This window comes from Natrinema salifodinae (assembly GCF_900110455.1).
Lineage (GTDB): Archaea > Halobacteriota > Halobacteria > Halobacteriales > Natrialbaceae > Natrinema > Natrinema salifodinae.
The window spans coordinates 301,577-320,911 of the sequence record NZ_FOIS01000004.1 but is presented as its reverse complement, the minus strand read 5'-3'; the positions used below and the strand labels follow the sequence as shown (position 1 = coordinate 320,911).

The 19,335-nt window shown below is 65.5% G+C and carries 17 protein-coding genes; 8 read left to right on the top strand and 9 right to left on the bottom strand.

Annotated features, from left to right (window positions below; genetic code table 11):
* Window positions 1-147 precede the first annotated feature (147 nt).
* Window positions 148-1,659: an aldehyde dehydrogenase family protein gene (locus BMY29_RS15920; RefSeq protein WP_049991241.1), complete on the top strand. Its 1,512-nt coding sequence runs from the start codon at window positions 148-150 to the stop codon at window positions 1,657-1,659.
* Window positions 1,660-1,726: 67 nt separating this feature from the next.
* On the opposite strand, the gene BMY29_RS15915 is transcribed toward BMY29_RS15920, so the two are convergent.
* Window positions 1,727-2,380 (bottom strand): 4-vinyl reductase, encoded by a 654-nt coding sequence (locus tag BMY29_RS15915; protein ID WP_049991240.1) that lies wholly within the window; start codon window positions 2,378-2,380, stop codon window positions 1,727-1,729.
* A gap of 385 nt (window positions 2,381-2,765) precedes the next feature.
* Between BMY29_RS15915 and BMY29_RS15910 the strand changes: the two genes are divergently transcribed.
* Both BMY29_RS15910 and BMY29_RS15905 read left to right on the top strand, forming a co-directional pair.
* Window positions 2,766-3,194 (top strand): 30S ribosomal protein S12, encoded by a 429-nt coding sequence (locus BMY29_RS15910; protein WP_049922332.1) that lies wholly within the window; start codon window positions 2,766-2,768, stop codon window positions 3,192-3,194.
* A 2-nt stretch (window positions 3,195-3,196) separates the two neighbouring features.
* Entirely contained in the window at window positions 3,197-3,805 is a 609-nt protein-coding gene (locus BMY29_RS15905) for a 30S ribosomal protein S7 (protein WP_049991239.1), read from the top strand.
* Window positions 3,806-4,074: 269 nt separating this feature from the next.
* On the opposite strand, the gene BMY29_RS15900 is transcribed toward BMY29_RS15905, so the two are convergent.
* Entirely contained in the window at window positions 4,075-4,788 is a 714-nt protein-coding gene (locus BMY29_RS15900; protein WP_241471309.1) for a DUF7504 family protein, read from the bottom strand.
* A gap of 128 nt (window positions 4,789-4,916) precedes the next feature.
* Entirely contained in the window at window positions 4,917-5,675 is a 759-nt protein-coding gene (locus BMY29_RS15895) for a DUF5781 family protein (RefSeq protein ID WP_049991237.1), read from the bottom strand.
* A 254-nt stretch (window positions 5,676-5,929) separates the two neighbouring features.
* Here BMY29_RS15895 and BMY29_RS15890 point away from each other — a divergent pair, with 254 nt between their 5' ends.
* Complete coding sequence (locus tag BMY29_RS15890) at window positions 5,930-8,116, top strand: elongation factor EF-2 (RefSeq protein WP_049991236.1); 2,187 nt, start codon at window positions 5,930-5,932, stop codon at window positions 8,114-8,116.
* 261 nt (window positions 8,117-8,377) lie between these two features.
* On the opposite strand, the gene serS is transcribed toward BMY29_RS15890, so the two are convergent.
* Window positions 8,378-9,757, bottom strand: a complete 1,380-nt coding sequence (gene serS, locus BMY29_RS15885; RefSeq protein WP_049991235.1) for a serine--tRNA ligase — start codon at window positions 9,755-9,757, stop codon at window positions 8,378-8,380.
* Window positions 9,758-9,873: 116 nt separating this feature from the next.
* On the opposite strand from serS, the gene BMY29_RS15880 reads away from it, so the two are divergent.
* On the top strand, window positions 9,874-11,094 hold the full coding sequence (locus BMY29_RS15880) for a potassium channel family protein (protein ID WP_049991234.1): 1,221 nt from the start codon (window positions 9,874-9,876) through the stop codon (window positions 11,092-11,094).
* A gap of 304 nt (window positions 11,095-11,398) precedes the next feature.
* On the opposite strand, the gene BMY29_RS15875 is transcribed toward BMY29_RS15880, so the two are convergent.
* From BMY29_RS15875 to BMY29_RS15860, 4 genes are all read right to left on the bottom strand, one after another.
* The gene (locus BMY29_RS15875) at window positions 11,399-11,980 is read right to left on the bottom strand and encodes a magnesium transporter (RefSeq protein WP_049991233.1); all 582 of its coding nucleotides are present in this window, start codon (window positions 11,978-11,980) and stop codon (window positions 11,399-11,401) included.
* Window positions 11,980-12,555: a magnesium transporter gene (locus tag BMY29_RS15870; protein ID WP_049991232.1), complete on the bottom strand. Its 576-nt coding sequence runs from the start codon at window positions 12,553-12,555 to the stop codon at window positions 11,980-11,982. Before BMY29_RS15870 ends, BMY29_RS15875 begins: the two co-directional genes overlap by 1 nt.
* A gap of 151 nt (window positions 12,556-12,706) precedes the next feature.
* On the bottom strand, window positions 12,707-13,126 hold the full coding sequence (gene crcB, locus BMY29_RS15865; protein ID WP_049991231.1) for a fluoride efflux transporter CrcB: 420 nt from the start codon (window positions 13,124-13,126) through the stop codon (window positions 12,707-12,709).
* Complete coding sequence (locus tag BMY29_RS15860; RefSeq protein ID WP_049991230.1) at window positions 13,123-13,530, bottom strand: CrcB family protein; 408 nt, start codon at window positions 13,528-13,530, stop codon at window positions 13,123-13,125. Before BMY29_RS15860 ends, crcB begins: the two co-directional genes overlap by 4 nt.
* Before the next feature lie 267 nt (window positions 13,531-13,797).
* Here BMY29_RS15860 and BMY29_RS15855 point away from each other — a divergent pair, with 267 nt between their 5' ends.
* On the top strand, window positions 13,798-14,712 hold the full coding sequence (locus BMY29_RS15855) for a cation diffusion facilitator family transporter (RefSeq protein WP_049991229.1): 915 nt from the start codon (window positions 13,798-13,800) through the stop codon (window positions 14,710-14,712).
* Window positions 14,713-14,737: 25 nt separating this feature from the next.
* Here the strand turns inward: BMY29_RS15855 and BMY29_RS15850 are convergent, their stop codons facing one another.
* Window positions 14,738-15,961 (bottom strand): sensor histidine kinase, encoded by a 1,224-nt coding sequence (locus BMY29_RS15850; protein ID WP_049991228.1) that lies wholly within the window; start codon window positions 15,959-15,961, stop codon window positions 14,738-14,740.
* A 213-nt stretch (window positions 15,962-16,174) separates the two neighbouring features.
* Between BMY29_RS15850 and BMY29_RS15845 the strand changes: the two genes are divergently transcribed.
* Both BMY29_RS15845 and BMY29_RS15840 read left to right on the top strand, forming a co-directional pair.
* On the top strand, window positions 16,175-17,095 hold the full coding sequence (locus BMY29_RS15845; RefSeq protein ID WP_049991227.1) for an MBL fold metallo-hydrolase: 921 nt from the start codon (window positions 16,175-16,177) through the stop codon (window positions 17,093-17,095).
* 179 nt (window positions 17,096-17,274) lie between these two features.
* A complete protein-coding gene (locus BMY29_RS15840) occupies window positions 17,275-19,269 on the top strand; it encodes an AMP-dependent synthetase/ligase (RefSeq protein WP_049991226.1) in 1,995 nt (664 codons plus the stop codon).
* Window positions 19,270-19,335: the final 66 nt, after the last annotated feature.

Here is a 19,335-nt window from a genome sequence, read left to right as displayed (position 1 = left end):
TCTGAAATATGATGTATAACGCGAACGCTGACTGACGAAAAAACAGCGCGCTCAACCTTGCTACGGCCATAAGATGCGTCGACTAGTTCTCAGCCGTGAATTTCATAACCAAACCAATAAGCGGAGTCCACCGCTAGGGAGGGTCGTATGACGGATGCAAGTACGTTATCTGCCGAAGAGATAGACGTGGACGCGCTCGACATCGCGCCGGAAACCGGGTGGAACGGCCTGTATCTCGATGGAGAGTGGGTTCCTGCCGGCGACCGGGACCTGATCGACGTCGAAAACCCCGCGACGCGGACGACCCTGGCGTCGGTTCCCTCGGGGACCGAGGACGACGTCGACGAGGCGTACGCAATCGCAGAGGAGGCCCAGTCGGAGTGGGCGGAGCGACCGCCACAGGAACGGGCCGCGATCGTGTCCGAGGCCTGCGAGCTACTCGGCGAGTACGCTGACGACCTCGCGACGCTGTTCGCGGTCGAATGTGGCGGCGTGCAGCTGAAAGCCGATTTCGAGATCCAGCTCGCACAAGGGACGATGGAGGTCGGCGCCGGCCTGGCGATGCGCGACGGCGGTCGCCGCAAGGATTCGGTCACGCCGGGCAAGGAGAACCTGCTCGTGCGCGAACCGGCCGGCGTCGTCGGCGTCATCACCCCCTGGAACTTCCCGCTGTACCTCTCCAGTCGAGTCGTCGCGCCCGCCATCGCGCTGGGCAACAGCGTGGTGTTGAAGCCCGACGAACACACCCCGCTGACGGGCGGGCTCGTGCTCGCGAAGATCTTCGAGGAGGCCGGCCTTCCCGAGGGCGTCCTGAACGTCGTCCCCGGCTACGGCCACGAAATCGGGGATCACTTCTCGGGGCACTCGGTTCCGTCGGTGATGTCGTTTACCGGTTCCTCGGAAGTCGGACGGGGCGTCGGCCAGCGCGCCGTCGGTTCGTACACGGAACCCGCGCTCGAACTGGGCGGGAACAACGCGCACGTCGTGCTCGAAGACGCCGACCTCGAACGCGCGATCGACGCCGGTGCGTTCGGGTCGTTTACCCATCAGGGTCAGGAGTGCATCTCGATCAACCGTCACCTGGTCCACGAGTCGCTGTACGACGAGTACGTGGCGGGCCTGGCCGACCGCGCCGAGCAGCTTCCCATCGGTAATCCGCTCGAGGAGGGGACCCTCGTCGGTCCGGTCATCAACGAGAGCCAGCGTGACAAGATCGTCGGGTTCGTCGAAGAGTCGGTTGAGCGCGGCGCGACGGTCGAGACCGGCGGCGACCACGACGGCCTGTTCATCGAGCCCACGGTGCTGTCGGACGTCACCAGCGACATGCCGGCAGCCTGCAACGAGCACTTCGGGCCGGTCGCGCCGGTCATCCCCTTCGAGACCGACGAAGAAGCGATTCGGATCGCCAACGACACCGAGTACGGCCTCTCCGGGTCGGTTCACTCGACGGACGTTGCCCGGGCGCGCGACGTGGCCGACGCGATGGAGACGGGCATGGTCCACATCAACGATCAGCCGTTGAACGACGAACCGCACGTCGCGTTCGGCGGCGTCGGCGCGTCGGGAATGGGTCGGTACAACGACGAGTGGATCCTAGAAACCTTGACGACGGTGAAGTGGATCTCGATCCAGCGCGAGCCCCGAGAGTATCCGTACTGATCCGGGCGTCGCTCACGGCTTCGAATCGTTTTGAAGGTAACTGACGCCTGTCACGTTGTGGACGCGATCAGAACCACTCGATGCGATACTCGCAGCGGTGATCGCCGTCCGCTCGGCACTGGTCGCCGACTTCCTCGACCTGCACGGGGTTGTCTGCGAACTTCTTCGCGACGCCTCTGATGAGTCCCTTATCGAATTCACACGGGTAGGGGTTTTCACAGATCATACTGGCCTCGTTCGGCCCTTCTTTTTTGAACTCGTAGGAACCGATTTCGCCGCCACGGTGGTTCTGGTGGTATGCCTGATCGATCGCTCGTAACGCGTTGTCGACCTCGGAAAGCTCTGGCGGGAATTCGACGTTTTTGGGGACGTTCTGTCCCATATTCCGCATTCTGACGCCGCCGTACTCGTCGCGCATATCGTACAGCATGGCGAGCGGAATTGCGAGTGGATACCAGTCTTCGGGCTCGATGTCCTCGAGTCCGTATTCGGCGAGTTTACTGGTGATCTCTTTCCCCACGAACGACGAGACCGATTCGCCCGCAGCGATGTACGAGAGGGGACTCCGACCGATCACTTCCGACCCCTCGAGTGACCCTTCGAATCCGGTTCGATCGTCTACCGACGGCAGTTCGTTGACGGAATGGGACTCTCCGTCGGAACGGCCGATGAATCGCTTGAACCAGGAAGTAGTGATGAACACCGTATTGACTATCGCCATAACGAGTGCAGAATGCGACCCATTTGACTAATAACTTCTAGGTGATTATAAGCTCTGATAGCGGGGGTCGAATCGCCGTTTCTGGATCAAAATAGCCGGGAAGCGTCGGGATCGTCCCAACAAGCCCTCCGATGCCTGCCCGCCGTTTCATCGTATCCTTCACATGTCTCGGTAACTCTAATGCCGCGTCAAAGCGTTCGTCACCATCCATAGAGAGAGTGACGGAGTAGCTACCGTGTTGAACCGTGGCGGACGGCCCGAGAACTGTTATTTGGAGGTGAAACCCGCTCAGATTCCTTCGTCGACCCCAATCGAGCGCTCTCGCGCCGTAACGCCGACTCGAAACGGGTCGCTTAAGTGCCTTCGTCGGATAGCGACGGGTACTATGGCAAACGGCAAGTACGCCGCGCGCAAGCTCAAGAAGGACCGCCAGGAGCAGCGGTGGTCCGACTCGGACTACGCGCGCCGCGCCCGTGGACTTCGCGAGAAGTCCGACCCTCTCGAGGGGGCGCCCCAGGCTCGCGGTATCGTACTCGAAAAGGTTGGCATCGAGGCCAAGCAGCCCAACTCGGCAATCCGGAAGTGCGTCCGGGTGCAGCTGATCAAGAACGGGAAGCAGGTCACCGCGTTCTGTCCCGGTGACGGCGCCATCTCGTTCATCGACGAACACGACGAAGTCACCATCGCCGGTATCGGTGGGGCGAAGGGTCGTGCGATGGGCGACCTCTCCGGCGTCAACTACAAGGTCGACAAGGTCAACGGCGTCGCGCTCAAGGAACTCGTTCGCGGGAACGCGGAGAAACCGGTGCGCTAACCATGGCTGCAGAAGATCAACCTGACCCGGACGCTCCGGCCGGCGGCGCTGACGTCTCGGCGAAGCTCTTCGGTGAGTGGGAAATCGGCGAAATCGAGTACGCCGACCCCTCGACCGAGCGCTACATCACGGTGACCCCCGTTGCACACACCGCGGGTCGCCACGCCAGCAAGCAGTTCAAGAAGTCCCAGGTCTCCATCGTCGAGCGGTTCATCAACCGTCTGATGCAGACCGAGGAGAACACGGGCAAGAAACAGCAGACGCTCAACTACGTCCGTGACGCGTTCGACCTCATCAACGAGCGCACCGAGGAGAACCCGATTCAGGTGCTCGTGACGGCCGTCGAGAACGCGGCCCCGCGGGAGGAGACCGTTCGTCTGAAGTACGGTGGTATTTCGGTCCCGAAGGCCGTCGACGTCGCCCCGCAGCGCCGGGTCGACCAGGCCCTGAAGTTCCTGGCGGAAGGCGTCCAAAACGCCTCGTTCAAGACGGCGACGCCCGTCGAAGAGGCCATCGCCAGCCAGCTCATCGGCGCGGCCAACTACGACGTCCAGACCTACGCGGTCAGCCAGAAAGAAGAGAAAGAGCGCGTCGCGGCAGCCGCACGCTAACGCGAACCGCCGATTCTCGAGTCGCCGAGTTCCGATTCTGTCGGTTCGGCGTTCGATTCCCTCTCCGTTCTCTTCGGACTCGATACCGGTATTCCTATTCCTATCCCTATTGCTAGCGGTTAGCAGTCGTTTCCGCGTCACGCCATGACCCAGTCGAGTCCGCTCGGAACCGTCCAACGAGTTGTCCGTCCGTAGTCTGCGGTCCGATCGACGGATCGAGAGCACACGGTGACGAACCGGTCGGAGTGAAACTACCGACGGAGCCGGGACTAGTCCGGGCCGACCGAGAGCCAGCCGGAACAGTGATCACCGTCGCTGACCGTCCACCGTTCCTGGGAAACCCCGTTCCGTTCTCGGAGTTCGACGATGACGTCGAACAGCGGCGAGAGGGTCGGGACGGTCCGATCGTCTCGCTCGACCGGGAGGTGATAGTGGGCCAGGCCGTTGGCGGCTCGCGTGCGTCCGTTGATCAAGTGGAGGAACTTGAACACCGGTTGCCGGCCGTATCCCTCGAGCAGCGGGAGCAGCGAGTCGACCCCCACTCTAAGCTCCGCGGGCTCGAGGCCGCTCGCGTCGCGCTCGAAGGATTCGATCGCACGCGAGATGGCGATGCCGAGGTCCGCGAGAGTGGTGACCTCCGCGGTGACCGCCGACCCGATCGACGGGTCGGTCGATGGGGCCGCCGATCCCGTGCGCGCAGTGCTGCGGGGCTGACCGTCGTAGCTGATGACCGACAGCGTTTCCGTCTCGGCATCGGCGTCGATATCGACGAACGGCGAACTGTGTCCGTGGTCGTGGTCGCCGGTCGTCGTGACGAGGACGCGGCGGCGGGTCGCGTCTGCCGTCTGCCCCATGAGCCGCCGACAGGCATCCCACTGCTGGGCGGCGGAGACGGGACCGACCACGAGCACGCTCGCCCCCTGGCGTTTCAGGCGCGCTAGCTCGTCGGCGAACCCGTCACCGCTCGCATCCACGCGCTCCATTCCCGACAACATCCCTTGTATGTTCCACCGATTTATGATCTCAAACAATAAGCGTTCGGGTTGAACTGTACTGCCTCAGGGGCCGTCGCCTGAAACGAGGCGCTACAGCGGTGGTCGGTCGTGCCGAGTCAGTCGGCGGCGCGAGTTGCGCCGCCGCCGACGTACGACCGGGTCGCGTCGACTAGCACCTGCCGGTAGGTGCTCGCGTCGGGTTCCCGGGCGAGTTCCCGGAACCGGCGTTTGAACTCTTCGAAGTCGACTTCGGGCGCGTCCATCGCGGCCGCGTACGCGAGGTCGTACAGGCGGTGGTCCTCGTCGACGAGGTCGTGTCGCTCCGCCAGCGCCAGCGCGAAGGCCGCGTTCACCGCCGTGATCTCCGGATCGGCGCTCGCGGAGAGTCGCTGCAGGCCCGGTCGGGACGGTGTCTCGGGCCGATCCGCGACGGCTGCCGCCAGGCCGGACTCGAGAAACGAGAGCAGTTTCTCGCCGGGGCCGACCGAGAGCGTGATGTCGTCGGCGTAGATGTCTTTCATGTGGTTGGCGATCTGGTAGCAGTGCGAGAGTTTTCGCCGCTCGACGCTCTTGCCGGCCAGCGCCAGATAGAGCACCTCTTCGGTCGACTGCGTGTGGGAGGGGTGTTCCTGTTCGTGGCGGGCCATGTGGGCGAACTCGTGGAGGGCGAGTTCGCGGGCCATCGCCGACGAGGCGGCCTGGCGGGAGATGTTTAGCACGTGGCGATCGTCGTAGTGGGCAGCCCAGGTCCGTTCGTCGGGATCGTCCCGCAACTGGACGTGGACCGGTAGTGAGAGGTCGTGTTCGGTCTCGAAGAGGTCGCGGGCGCTGAGGAATGGAGAAGTTGGACCCGGACCGAGTACGCGTATGTCCATGTGTTCTGATACCAAGGGCTGTTGCTGTATGGCTCTTACGCCTGGCCGCAGTTCGGGACGCGGCCGGCCGCCGATCGGTCGCGACCGAGGTTTGGGCAAGGGATTCCGGGACCGATAGCGGCCGTCGGGACACCTACTGCGTGGCATTCACTCACGCAAATTGGACATTCAAGCGCGCGAGCCGGGAAATGCGACGGATTCCGGCGGCGACGAAACACTACCCTTTTGACCCCGCTGGCGGTAATGGGGGGTATATGGGCCGACGCAAGAAGATCGTCCAAGAGTGTGAACGGCTGATGGACGAACCGGAGAACATCCGGAACATCGCCATCGCCGCTCACGTCGACCACGGGAAGACGACGCTCTCCGACAATCTGCTGGCTGGTGCCGGCATGATCTCCGACGAGACCGCGGGCGAACAGCTCGCGATGGACACGGAGGAAGACGAGCAGGAACGTGGGATCACCATCGACGCGGCGAACGTGTCGATGACCCACGAGTACGAGGGTGAAAACCACCTCATCAACCTCATCGACACGCCGGGCCACGTCGACTTCGGTGGCGACGTGACCCGCGCGATGCGCGCCGTCGACGGTGCGCTGGTCGTCGTCGACGCCGTCGAAGGGGCCATGCCCCAGACCGAGACGGTGCTTCGCCAGGCGCTCCGCGAGGGCGTCAAGCCGACCCTGTTCATCAACAAGGTCGACCGCCTGATCTCCGAGCTCCAGGAAGGTCCCGAGGAGATGCAGAAGCGACTCCTCTCGGTCATCCACGACGTCAACGAACTCATCCGCGGCATGACCGAGGACATGGACGACATCGACGACTGGACCGTCTCCGTCGAGGACGGCACCGTCGGCTTCGGCTCCGCGCTGTACAAGTGGGGCGTCTCGATGCCCTCGATGCAGCGCACCGGAATGGACTTCGGCGACATCATGGAGCTCGAGCGCAACGACAAGCGCCAGGAGCTCCACGAGCGCACGCCGCTGTCGGACGTCGTGCTCGACATGGTCTGTGAGCACTTCCCGAATCCCGTCGACGCACAGCCCCGCCGTATCCCGCGCATCTGGCGCGGCGACGACGACACCGAACTCGCCGAGGGCATGCGCCTGGTCGACGAGGACGGCGACGTCGTCTTCATGGTCACGGACATCTCGATGGACCCCCACGCGGGCGAGATCGCCTCCGGTCGCGTCTTCTCCGGAACGCTCGAGAAGGGCCAGGAGCTGTACGTCTCCGGGACCGCGGGCAAGAACCGCGTCCAGTCCGTCGGGATCTTCATGGGCGGCGAGCGCGAGGAGGTCGACGAGGTTCCCGCCGGGAACATCGCCGCCCTCACCGGTCTCAAGGACGCCATCGCCGGTTCGACCGTCTCGAGCGTCGAGATGACGCCGTTCGAGTCGATCGAGCACATCTCCGAGCCGGTGATCACGAAGTCCGTCGAGGCCCAGAACATGGACGACCTGCCGAAGCTGATCGAGACGCTGCGCCAGGTCTCCAAGGAGGACCCGACGATCCAGATCAACATCAACGAGGACACCGGCGAGCACCTGATCTCCGGGCAGGGTGAGCTTCACCTCGAAGTCATCACCCAGCGCATCGAGAAGAACCAGGGCATTCCGGTCAACACCGGTGAGCCGATCGTCGTCTACCGCGAGCAGCCCCAGCAGCCCAGCGACGAGGTCGAGGGCATCTCGCCGAACCGCCACAACCGGTTCTACATCTCCATCGAGCCGATGACGGACGAACTCGTCGAGACGATCAAGCTCGGCGAGGCGTCGATGGACATGCCCGAGCAGGAACGGCGCGAGGCCCTGCAGGAGGCCGGCATGGACAAGGACACGTCCCAGAACGTCGAGCACATCCACGGGACGAACATCCTCATCGACGACACGAAGGGTATCCAGCACCTGAACGAGACGATGGAACTCGTCATCGAGGGGCTCGAGGAGGCTCTGGACAACGGTCCGCTCGCGAACGAGCCGGTTCAGGGGACGCTCATCCGCCTGCACGACGCCAAGCTCCACGAGGACACCATCCACCGCGGTCCGGCGCAGGTCATCCCCGCGACCCGCGAGGCCGTCCACAAGGCGCTGATCGACGGCAAGATCAAGATGCTCGAGCCGATGCAGGACGTCCGCATCGACGTGCCCAACGACCACATGGGCGCCGCCTCCGGCGAGATCCAGGGTCGGCGTGGCCGCGTCGACGACATGTACCAGGAGGGTGACCTCATGGTCGTCGAAGGCATCGCGCCCGTCGGCGAGATGATCGGCTTCGCCAGCGACATCCGCTCCGCGACCGAGGGTCGCGCGTCGTGGAACACGGAGAACGCCGGCTTCGAGGTCATGTCCGACTCGCTCCAGCGCGAGAAGATCATGGAGATCCGCGAGCGCAAGGGCATGAAGCTCGAACTGGCCGAGAGCATCACCTACCTGTAAGCGACCGACTCGCCGAACCCTCGCGTTCGGTTTCTCTTCGCTTTCCTTTCGTGCCAGCGCCGCCAGTGGTCGGCGAAGCGATCGCTCAGGACCGTACCGACGCGGCCGTAGCCGTCGCTTCGCTGTCGGTCGACGAGCACAGACAGAGAACGGACCGGAACGAAACGCGGTCGAGCGTATCAGCAGTCGCGACGGAAAGCGCGCCCGCCAGGCGAGAACAACGAGAACGCCTTCACGTGCAGCGGGACGGAATCGGCGACGCTACTCGCGCTCGCCCGCACCTAACGCGCTTTCGCCGACCTTTTCGTGGCCCTCGATGACCTCCTGGCCGCCCATGTACGGCCGGAGGGGCTCGGGGACCGTCACCGTGCCGTCCTCGTTCTGGTAGTACTCGAGGATCGCCACCATCACGCGCGGAACCGCGAGCCCGGAGGCGTTGAGCGTGTGGAGGTACTCCGCCGATTCGTGGCGCTCGGGTCGGTAGCGCAGGCCGGCCCGTCGCGCCTGATAGTCCTCGAAGTTCGAGGCCGAGGAGACCTCGAGCCAGCGCCCGCCCTGCTCGGGGCCGTCCTCCATGTCGTCGCCAGGCGCCCAGACCTCGATGTCGTAGGTCTTCGCCGAGGCGAAGGTTAGGTCGCCGGTACAGAGTTCGAGGATGCGGTAGGGGAGATCGAGCCGCTTGAGAATTTCCTCGGCTTCGCCGAGCAGTTCCTCGAGGCGGTCGTAGCTGTCCTCGGGTTCGACGAAGTTGACGAGTTCGACCTTGTTGAACTGGTGGACGCGGACGATCCCGCGGGTCTCGGTGCCGTGCTCGCCGGCCTCGCGCCGGAAGTTGGGCGTGTAGGCCTGGTGTTTGAGCGGGAGGTCGTCCTGCAGGAGGATCTCGTTGGCGTACATGTTGGTGACCGGCACCTCCGCGGTGGGGCAGAGCCAGAGGTCCTCATCGTCGTACGCCTCCTCGTTGTTGCCGCCCAGGCGGTAGGCGTCGTCGGCAAACTTCGGGAGCTGGCCGGTGCCGCGCATGGACGCGCTCTTGACCGGGATCGGCGGGAAGAGATCGACGTACCCCTGTTCGCGGTGGACGTCCAGCATAAACTGGATCAGGGCGTGTTCGAGGCGCGCGCCCTCGCCCTTGACGAAGTAGAAGCCGGAGCCGGTGACCTTGGCGGCGCGCTCCTCGTCGATGATGTCGAGGTCCTCGCCCAGATCGTAGTGGGGGGTCACTTCCGCGGGAAGGTCGCGCAGGTCGTCGAAGCCCCAGCGACGGTCTTCGACGTTGTGGCGCTCGTCGACGCCGAGCGGGACGCTCTCGTGGGGGACTTGGGGGATCTCGAGCAGCCGATCCTGGAGCTCCTCCTGGAGGTCGTCGGCCTCCGCTTCGACGTCCTCGATCTCGTCTTTGAGCTCTCTGGACTGTTCGATCGCTTCCTCGCGTTCCTCGTCTTTCCCCTGGGCGACGAGTTCCCCGATCTGTTGGGTGATCTGGTTGCGCTCGTGGCGGAGTTCGTCGCCGCGGGCCTTCAGTTCGCGCCACCGTTCGTCGATCTCGAGCACCTCGTCTATGTCGACGTCGGCGCCCCGGTTGTCGAGGGCGTCGCGCACCTCGTCGGGATTCTCGCGCAGGTAGGTCCGGTCGAGCATTGGTATTGCTCGTGCGTTCTTTGCGCCCCGGCAAAACCGTGTCGGAAGGCGGACTCGCCGTCGGAGCCGACCGTCGGCGGGAAACGTTTTTTTCGTCGGCGAGTCGACTCTCGGGTATGGACCCGCTCGAGGGCGAGACGTCGTCGGCGCCGATCGAGTACGAGCCCGTCAGCGTCAAGGACGTGCTGGTCGAGATGAAAGACACCGCGGAGCTGCTGATCGACCTCTCCTATTCGGCGGTCCTCCACCGCAGCGAGGAGCTCGCGACGGAGGTGCTCCGCTTGGAGGAGCGAATGGACGTCCTCGAGTTGCGCGCGCGAATGAGTCTCCTGATGGCCGCCCGGAAGCCGGCCGACGCGGAACAGCTCGCGCCGGTGCTGGGCATCGTCGGCGCCGCGGACGGCATCAGCGATGCCGCCGGCGACATCGCGAAGATCGTCCTCGAGGACATGGGCCTGCCCGAGGCGATGCGGGCGGCCCTGCCCGACGCCGCCGAGAGCCTGCTCCGGGGCGTCGTCTCGGCGGACTCGTCGTACGCCGGCCGGACTCTCCAGGATATCGACCTCGAGTCCGAGACGGGCGTGCGCGTGATCGCGCTCCGCCGGGGTAGCGACTGGTTGCTCAACCCGGGCCCGACGACGCGCATCGAGGCCGACGACGTCGCCTTCCTCCGTGGCCCCGACGCGGCGATCGGCGACGTCTGCGAGATGCTGACCGGGGACCCCTACGAGGCACCCGCCGTCGCGACGCCCGATCTCGACGACTTAGAACGGGCCGTAGACACGATCATCCACATGAAGGACTTCTCCGAGCTGGCGGTCGACCTAGCCTACAGCAGCGTCCTCTTCGACAGCGAGGAACTGGCCGAAGAGGTCCGCAGCCTCGAGGTCGAAGTCGACGCGATGCAGTCGCGGTTCGAGGCCTGGACGCTCCGGGCGGCCGCCGACGCGGACGATCCGATCGTCCTGCGCGGACTGATTCAACTCGGCAGCAGCACGGAGCGGATCAGCGATACCGCGATCGAGATCAGCGAGGGCGTCCTCCGGGACATCGACGTCCACCCGGTCGTTCAAGTCGCGGTTCAGGAGAGCGACGAGATCATCACTCGCGTCGAGGTCGACGAGGGTAGCGGCCTCGACGGCACGTCGGTGACCGAGGGCGTGCCCGACGCCGATTCGACGATGTCGGTGATCGCCATCCGCCGGCCAGGCGAGGGCTGGCTGCTGGTTGCGGACGCCGACGCCGAACTCCGCGGCGGCGACATGCTCATCTCGAAGGGGACCCGGACGGCCGCGGCCGCCTTCCGCGACCTCGCGTCCGGGTCGGCGAGCCAGTAGCCGCACTCGTATCCGGTGGTCTCTCCTCCCGTTCGTCGTTTAAGTATCTCTGGTCACAAGATAGAGCTATGACGGGAAGTCGTCCGTTCTCACGCACTCACGTTCGCCAGTTATATCGATAGCGCTCGATCGCCTCGCCTGACGGCGCTGCCGATCTCGGCTCGAAGTATCTTTTACGTGGTTCTGGTCACAAGGTGAAGCTACGACGGGAGATCGGTTCTTCTCGCGCTTCTCGAAGCTCCGGAGGCCCACTCGCGACCTGCGGGTCTACGGTTCTCGCTCGCGACCATTTCGCGGGTCGGCTTCAGTTCAGGACGACGATCGCGACTCCCGAGAGGACGATCACGCCGAGGATGTCACAGACGTTTGTAACGACCGGAATCGTCGTGTCGTCCGGGTCCAGCCCGTACGCGTAGGAGACGTAGGTCGCGACGAGGCTGAGCACGATCGCCAGGCCCGCGAGCAGCATGCCGCTGATGACCGAGATGAGAAACAGGTCCGCCAGCGGCATCGGATGAGCGATGAGTCGACTGACGAGCCAGGCGATGACGCCCAGTGCCGAGAAGATCGTCGCCGCCAGGCCGAGGATCGCGACGATGTTCGTCCACAGCACCGTGTCCCGGGGATCGAACTCGAGGAGACCGAGGTGGAGCCGCGTCGAGAGTCGCGAGGCGAGGATCGCGCCGAGGTTACCGCCCATGCCGATCATCACGGGGACGAGCACCAGCAGCGTCGGGTTCCCGAGGTAGGTTTCCTCGAGTTCTTCGAGGACGTACCCCGACCCCATCTCGAGGACCGAGAGGGCGATCAGGATCGGAAACATCGTCCCGACGATGCTGCGGATCGACCAGGCGTCGAGCGACTCGTCGGGGTCGGTGCCCCCCATCAGAACGCCACCCCCACGACGGTGACGGCGACGAACAGGAAGACGACGCCGAAGATGTCTCCGAGCGTGGTCACGATTGGGCCGATCAGGTTGTCCGGATCGAGCCCGTACTCGTAGCTCGCGAAGACCAGCGCCAGCAGTCCGAAGATCAGTGCGGCGGACGTCAGGACCCCGGAGACCAGCATGATCCCGAGGAGTTCGATCAGCCTGGCCGATTCGCGGCCGAGGACCTCTAAAATGGCCCACGAGAGGACGGCGATAAACACCGAGATTCCGATCCCGTTGATGAACGACGCCGCGACCGCGTTGACCAGGCGCCGATCCCACGAGAACGACGGGTCGATCATCCCCTGATGGAGACCGCTTGAGATGCGCGCTCCGAGCGCGCCGTAGACGTTCCCTCGGGTCGCGAGAAACGCCGGAAGCAACAACAACAGCCCGGGGAACCGTTCGAATCCCGCCGTCATCCCGTCCGAACTGAGCACCGTCCCCGAGAAGATCCCACCAGCGAGGCTGACCGCGAGGATCGGCAATGACTCGCGGTAGATGCGCCACGCCTCTTGGCGAGCCTCCATAGCGGCATATAACCCAGTCTGGACATAAACCTACCGTGGGTCGAACGCGAACGGATCGCGCGATGCCGTGCGGGTTGGTACCGTTCCTGATCGTTCGCTAATGTATCGAGGCCGTCGCCGATGTGACCGCGACTCGGCGCGCTCGCAGCGCTCAGAGGGACCCGACGGCGACGAGGCTCCACGCCAGGCCGATCGCCGCGAGCGAGGCGAGGAGGTTGGCTGCGGCGTTGGCGACCGCGAGGGCGCGGTCGCCGCGTTCGTAGCGTCGCACCGTCTCGACCGAGAACGAGGAGAAGGTCGTAAACGAGCCGCAGATCCCGGTGCCGACCAGGCGAAGCGTCGACTCGCCGGCGCCCGCGAAGACGGCCAGGCCGAAGACGAAACTGCCGACGACGTTGACGAGGAACGTCGACAGCGGAAACCCGTCGCCGGCCACTCGTTGGGAGACCCAGTACCGGAGGAGCGCCCCGATCGCGCCGCCCGTGCCGACGACGTGGGCCGGGTCGGGGTCGAACGTGACGAGTGCCGCGAGGTGCCACGCGGTCTCGCCCGCGCTCGCACTCCAGCTCACGCCGTCTCACCGCCAGCGGCTGGCACGTGACTGAGCCGGCGTGCGAGCCCGCGTCCCGCGAGGACCCCGGTGAACCCGAGCCCGTAATTGGCGGCAACGATTCCAAGCATCGCGAGCGGGGACGACGCGAACGCGGTCTGGAGCGCGAACGTGCTGTAGGTCGTCAGCGACGAGAGGAATCCGGTGGTAAAGACCAGGCGGCTCCGCGAGCCGACCAGGCCGGTGTACTCGGCCTCGTAGACCAGCAGTCCGAGGACGGCGCTCCCGACGGCGTTGACGAGGACGATCGAGGGAACGTCCGGGAGCAGGTCCATCGCGAACAGGCGGAGGTTCGAGCCGGCGAAGCCGCCGACGGCGATCAAGGCGAGCGTTTCGAGTCGAACGAGCGGGTGATCGGCGGTCATGGTCGTGACTGGGTCGTCACAGGGACCGTCAGCCGACTTCCGCTCGGCGCGGACGGCGAGACGACGATACTGCCGTCGTCCTCGCCCGGCCGGCGGTCTCGTCCGGCGGTTGGAGCAGGCGGGCCCCATCGCCCGATCGCGTAATTGCGGTCGTATCCGTCCTCTCGCGCGGTCGCAATGAGCGTTGCGAAAGCTGGTCCGATTCGCTCGCCGGCGCCGAGCCGCGGAAGGAAAAGACCCAAGTTTAGACTGCCTCTAAACCGACCTATGTCCGACGACGTCGCCGCTGACGGCGGCCGGAGCGCGTTCACACGAGCCTCGTGGGTGAACGTCGTCGGCAACATCGCCAAGATCATCGTCGAGGGGGGCGCGGGCTACCTCTTCGGGAGCATCGCCCTGCTCGCGGACGCGGCCCACTCGTTGGCCGATCTCGTCGCCAGCGTCGTCGTCCTCGTCTGGGGCCGGAGCGCGTTCGACGAACCCGACGCCACCCATCCCCACGGCCACGACCGGATCGAACCCCTGACGGCGCTGTTCGTCGGGGCCATGATCGCGCTCCTCGGGTTGTATCTGCTCTACGACTCCGGCCAGAGCCTGGTCGACCGTGCATTTCCCACGGCCAGTCCCCTGTTGCTCGCGGCGCTCGGGTTCGCAATCGTCGATATGTACGCGGTCTACCGCTACACCGTGGGGATCAACGACCAGTTGCAGTCGACCGCGCTCGCGGCGCTCGCGAAGGACTGCTTGAACGACATCTACACCTCGATGGCTGCCATCGTCGGCGTCCTCGGGGTGGTCGCGGGCTACCCGCTACTCGATCCTCTCGCCGGCGGCCTGGTGAGCGTGCTGGTCGTCTACCAGGGCGTCGAAATCGCCAACGAGAACGTCGACTACCTGATCGGCGCCGCGCCGGGCACCGAGAAGCGCGCGCAGATCACCGACGCCTTACGGAGCCATCCGGCGGTGGAAGGCGTCCACGACCTGGCGGTCTTCTACGACGGGACCGTCCTCGAGGTCGAGGTCCACGTCGAGGTCGACGGCGACATGCCGTTCCGGGAGGCCCACGACATCGAGTCGGAACTCGTCGAACGCCTCCGGAGGCTCGACGACGTAGGAGACGCGCACGTCCATCTCGATCCGTCGGGAATCGGGGAGTGGAAGGAGTCAGCCGACGAGTACTGACGGACGTTCCGACGAGCGCCGGGCCTCAGATGGCCGTCTCGAACTCGTCCCGTTCGTCCGGTTCGTCGGCATCTGGCGACGCGTGCGGCAACGTCACGACGAAGACGCTGCCGTCCGGGCCCGTCTCGTCGAGCTCGACGGTCCCGCCGTATCTGTCCGCCAGGATGCGCGAGAGGTAGAGCCCGAGCCCGTGGTTCTTGGACTTGCGCTCGAACAGCGTTTCCCTGGTCTTCTCGGGGATACCGGATCCGTTGTCGGCGATCGTGACGGTCACGGTTCCCGTTTCGGGCTTGGTCTCGGCCGCCGACGCTGTCTCGACGGTCACGCGAACGCGAGGCGACTCGCTGTCGTTGTGCTCGATCGCGTTCTCGAGGAGGTTGGCGAAGACCCACGTGAGCCCTTCGTTTCCGCTGACGGGTGCCGAATCGGGAAGCTCCGTCTTGAAGACGGCGTCGCCGAATCGGGCGCGATACGCCGCCACCTGATCCTCGATGACGTCGGTGAGGTCGACGACGGCGGCGGTTTCGGGGCCGCGATTCGCGTTCAGCATCGCCCGGACGTCCTCGATGACGTCGATGAGGTCGTCGCTCTTGCGTTCGATCGTCGTCAGCCGATTGCGGACCCGGTCGTCGTCGCACTCCTCGCGCAGCAGCGTCGCGTGGCCGCCGATGATCTGGGCGGAGTTCAGCACCTCGTGACGGAGGAGATCGTTCAGGTAGGTCAGCAGTTCGCGTTCGTCCTCGAGCTGATTGGCGCGGACGGTAGCGGCCGTCGCCTCGACTTCGCGCTGGATCGCCCGCGCTTCGACGTAGCCGACGGCGAAGCCGCCGACCGCGCCCGTCGTCACCGCGAAGTGAGCCCACGAGATGGTCCCCGCGAGGTCGTACCAGGGGAAGACGATCATCGTCGGGAGGTTGATTGCCAGGAAGCCGATCGCCCCGCCGAAACACCACTTGCAGACCCGCGCGTACCGGTGGGCATCGACGTCGCTTCGCGCGAGTCGAACCCCGCCCCAGCCCAGTCCGAGCGACGGAATGCCGGTCGAGACGATGCTGAGGGCGAACCCGGTCGCGGTGTGCTGATCGGGAAACGCGAACCACCAGGCGACCAGCACGCAGACCGAGAGGCCGCCGAACCCGCTGACGAACCAGGGACCGCACTCCCGGCGACGCCGCGACCCGGACGGAGACGACTGGTCCCGGTTCCGTTCCGACGCGGTGCGATCCGGATCCGACGTCTCGTGGCTCATCTCGGATCGTCCGAGGGGATTCGGCCGGAGACGATTCGAATCATCTACTAGATGCAAGAGAGTTGGGCGTAAAGTCTGTACCGGCTGCCCGCTCGTTTCCCGGCGTCGGTCTCGGCGTCAGGCTCATCTCGAGCGTCCTCGACGGACGCGATCGCTCGAGGTCGCCGGGACGCGAGCTTTTATCTCACGTGGTGACGGGCTACCGATATGGCCATGGAAGTCGGAGACGTCCGCGAAGTCACGACCGGTGACTGTTCGGACCTCTACTACCTCGACACGGGGATGTACGGGACGAACGAGTACGGCGCCGTCTACATCATCGACGACGAGCGACCCGCCGTCGTCGACACCGGCATCGGGTCCAACTACGACCTGCTTCGTCAGGCCCTCGACGAGGTCGGTATCGGCGAGGACGACCTCGAAGTTATCGCGGTGACCCACATCCACCTCGACCACGCCGGCGGCGCGGGCTTTCTCGCCGCCGACTACCCGAACGCCGACGTCTACGTCCCCGCGATCGGCGCCGACCACCTGGTCGATCCCTCGCGCCTGGTCGCGGGGACGAAGCAGGCCGTCGGCGATCAGTGGGAGTACTACGTGGAACCGGAGCCGATCCCCGAGGAGCGGATCGTCGAAATCGGAGACGGTGACGTCGTCGACCTCGGCACGCACGACCTACGCGTCCACGAAGCGCCCGGCCACGCGCCCCACCAGGTGGTCTTCGAGGATCCGGCGAACGACGCGGTCTTCACCGCCGACGCCGCCGGGATCTGGGTCCCAGAGACCGAGGAGATCAGGGAAACGTCCCCGCCGTCGCAGTTCGACCTCGAGGCGTGTCTCGAGGACGTCGAGACGCTCAAGGATCTCGACCCGGACGTGTTCTGCTATCCCCACTTCGGTCCGCGCGAGGTCGGCGACGACGCCGCTGCGGCGCTCGACGAGTACGCGACCGTTCTCGAAGCGTGGGTCGAGGCGGTCGCGGAGAAGCGCGCGGAACTCGAAGACGACGCGGCCGTGATCGGCCACTTCGCCGAGACGTCGGAGATGACCGACGTCTGGGGCGAGGAGAAAGCCGCCGCGGAGGCAGCGATGAACGCGCGCGGCGTTCTGGGCTACCTGGACCGGCGCGAGTGACCGAGGACGGCCGGCCACGGCCGCCGGTCGGATCGCCGCGCATCGACTTCGCGAAACGGCGCTCGCGCTTGCTTGCTCCGTTTTCCCCCTGCGCGGCGGTTTGCGGCTTCGATAAACGGTTGTGCGTCTGAAACCAGTTTCATCATATTTTATCGCACGGGAGATGCTCTCACACGCATATGGACTGGCGGGACGCCGAACGAGAGTACGAGGACGCGGTCATCGGGGAGACGACCCTCGCACGGCTGTTTGAGGAGTCGGCCGATCGGAACAAAAATCGGCCGGCGCAGCAGTACAAGGGTGGCATTTACGAGCGGTCACTGACCGAGTCCGTCCTGCCCGCCGCGACGCCAGGCGAGTTCCGATCGCTCTCCTACGCCGAATTGCGCGATCTCGTCCGGACGCTCTCGGCCGGCTTTCGCGAGTTGGGCATCGAGCACGGGGATCGGGTCGGTCTCTTCTCGGCCACTCGGATGGAGTGGGCCCAGTCCGACTTCGCCCTCCTCGCGGCCGGGGCCGTCGTTACCACCGTTTACACGAGTTCCTCGCCCGACCAAGTTCGGTACCTGCTCGACGATCCCGGCGCGACCGGCGTCATCGTCGAAAACCAAACGCTCCTCGAACGGGTCCTCGAGGTCGAGGACGACCTCGACCTCGAGTTTATCGTCTCGATCGACGCCCTCGACGGCTACGACGACCGCGACGACGTACTGACGCTTGCCGACGTCTACGCCCGCGGCGAGGAGACGTTCGACCGCGAAACTTACGAGGCGCGGCTCGACGAAATCGACGTGGACGACCTGGCGAGTCTGGTCTACACCAGCGGGACGACGGGCCAGCCGAAGGGGGTAAAACTCACCCACTGGAACTTCCGGTCGAACGTCAACGCGATCCGGAAGCGGTTCGCGCCGCGGCCGGACAGGGACGACGACGCGCCGACGCTCGACGAGGAGTCGCTGGCGATGTCGTACCTGCCGCTGGCCCACGTCTTCGAGCGGACGGCGGGCCACTTCGCCCTGTTCGCCAACGGGGCCTGCGTCGCGTACGCGGAGAGTCCGGACACGCTTCAGGAGGATTTCGGCATCGTGCAGCCGACGACGACGACGAGCGTTCCCCGCGTCTACGAGAAGATCTACGACGCGATCCGGGACCAGGCCGGCGAGTCCCCGGCCAAGCGGCGGATCTTCGAGTGGGCCACGGACGTCGGCGTCGAGTACCAGCGGGCCGACTCGCCGGGCCCGGTCCTGAAAGCCAAGCAGGCGCTGGCGGACAGACTCGTCTTCTCGACGGTCCGCGAGGCCTTGGGCGGCGAACTCGAACTCCTCATCAGCGGCGGGGGGAGCCTCTCGCCGGAACTGTGCCGGCTCTACCACGCCATGGGCCTGCCCATCCACGAAGGGTACGGCCTGACCGAGACCGCGCCGGTCGTATCGACGAATCCGCCGGAGGCGGTGAAGATCGGGACCATCGGCCCCTCGCTTTCCAACGTCGATATCGCGGTCGACGAGTCCGTCGCCGACCAGGCGGCCTTCGCCGACGACCCCGGCGAGGTCGGCGAACTCCTCGTGAGCGGGCCGAACGTCACCGAGGGCTACTGGAACCGGCCTGGCGCGACCGAGAGCGCCTTTACTGAAGACGTCCCCGGGCGCGAATCGACCGGCGGATCGGACGACGAGTCGGCCGGCCGGTGGTTCCGGACCGGCGACATCGTCCACGTCCGGCCCGACGGCTACCTCGAATTCCGCGACCGCGCTAAGCAGCTCATCGTGCTCTCGACGGGGAAGAACGTCGCGCCTGGTCCGATCGAGGATGCCTTCGCCGCGAGCGACGTCGTCGAGCAGTGCATGGTCGTCGGCGACGGCGAGAAGTTCATCGGGGCGCTGATCGTGCCCAACACGGACCGGGTTCGCGAGTGGGCCGACGGGGAGGGGATCGACCTCCCCGACGATCCCGAGGCGATGTGTACCGACGACCGCGTCCGCGAGCACATCCAGCGGGAGGTCGACCGGGCCAACGAGACCTTCGAAAAACACGAGCGGATCAAGCGGTTCGAACTCGTTCCACAGGAGTTCACCGAGGAAAACGACATGCTGACGCCGACGATGAAGAAGAAACGCCGCGTCATCCTCGACGAGTTCGCGGATCGGGTCGACCGGATCTACGACGACGCGTAATCGCCGGGGACGGGGAACGTCGGAGTCCGTCACGTGGCGCTTTCGGGGCTGCGTTCGGCCGATCCG

Excerpts from the sequence above, each read along its gene's own strand:
- BMY29_RS15860 (WP_049991230.1), bottom strand. The coding sequence starts at position 13,530 with ATGACCGCCGATCACCCGCTCGTTCGACTCGAAACGCTCGCCTTGATC.
- BMY29_RS15855 (WP_049991229.1), top strand. The coding sequence starts at position 13,798 with ATGTCCGACGACGTCGCCGCTGACGGCGGCCGGAGCGCGTTCACACGA.
- BMY29_RS15875 (WP_049991233.1), bottom strand. The coding sequence starts at position 11,980 with ATGGGGGGCACCGACCCCGACGAGTCGCTCGACGCCTGGTCGATCCGC.
- BMY29_RS15900 (WP_241471309.1), bottom strand. The coding sequence starts at position 4,788 with ATGGAGCGCGTGGATGCGAGCGGTGACGGGTTCGCCGACGAGCTAGCG.
- BMY29_RS15905 (WP_049991239.1), top strand. The coding sequence starts at position 3,197 with ATGGCTGCAGAAGATCAACCTGACCCGGACGCTCCGGCCGGCGGCGCT.
- BMY29_RS15895 (WP_049991237.1), bottom strand. The coding sequence starts at position 5,675 with ATGGACATACGCGTACTCGGTCCGGGTCCAACTTCTCCATTCCTCAGC.
- BMY29_RS15845 (WP_049991227.1), top strand. The coding sequence starts at position 16,175 with ATGGAAGTCGGAGACGTCCGCGAAGTCACGACCGGTGACTGTTCGGAC.
- BMY29_RS15840 (WP_049991226.1), top strand. The coding sequence starts at position 17,275 with ATGGACTGGCGGGACGCCGAACGAGAGTACGAGGACGCGGTCATCGGG.
- BMY29_RS15870 (WP_049991232.1), bottom strand. The coding sequence starts at position 12,555 with ATGGAGGCTCGCCAAGAGGCGTGGCGCATCTACCGCGAGTCATTGCCG.
- serS (WP_049991235.1), bottom strand. The coding sequence starts at position 9,757 with ATGCTCGACCGGACCTACCTGCGCGAGAATCCCGACGAGGTGCGCGAC.
- BMY29_RS15915 (WP_049991240.1), bottom strand. The coding sequence starts at position 2,380 with ATGGCGATAGTCAATACGGTGTTCATCACTACTTCCTGGTTCAAGCGA.
- BMY29_RS15880 (WP_049991234.1), top strand. The coding sequence starts at position 9,874 with ATGGACCCGCTCGAGGGCGAGACGTCGTCGGCGCCGATCGAGTACGAG.
- BMY29_RS15890 (WP_049991236.1), top strand. The coding sequence starts at position 5,930 with ATGGGCCGACGCAAGAAGATCGTCCAAGAGTGTGAACGGCTGATGGAC.
- BMY29_RS15910 (WP_049922332.1), top strand. The coding sequence starts at position 2,766 with ATGGCAAACGGCAAGTACGCCGCGCGCAAGCTCAAGAAGGACCGCCAG.
- BMY29_RS15920 (WP_049991241.1), top strand. The coding sequence starts at position 148 with ATGACGGATGCAAGTACGTTATCTGCCGAAGAGATAGACGTGGACGCG.
- BMY29_RS15850 (WP_049991228.1), bottom strand. The coding sequence starts at position 15,961 with ATGAGCCACGAGACGTCGGATCCGGATCGCACCGCGTCGGAACGGAAC.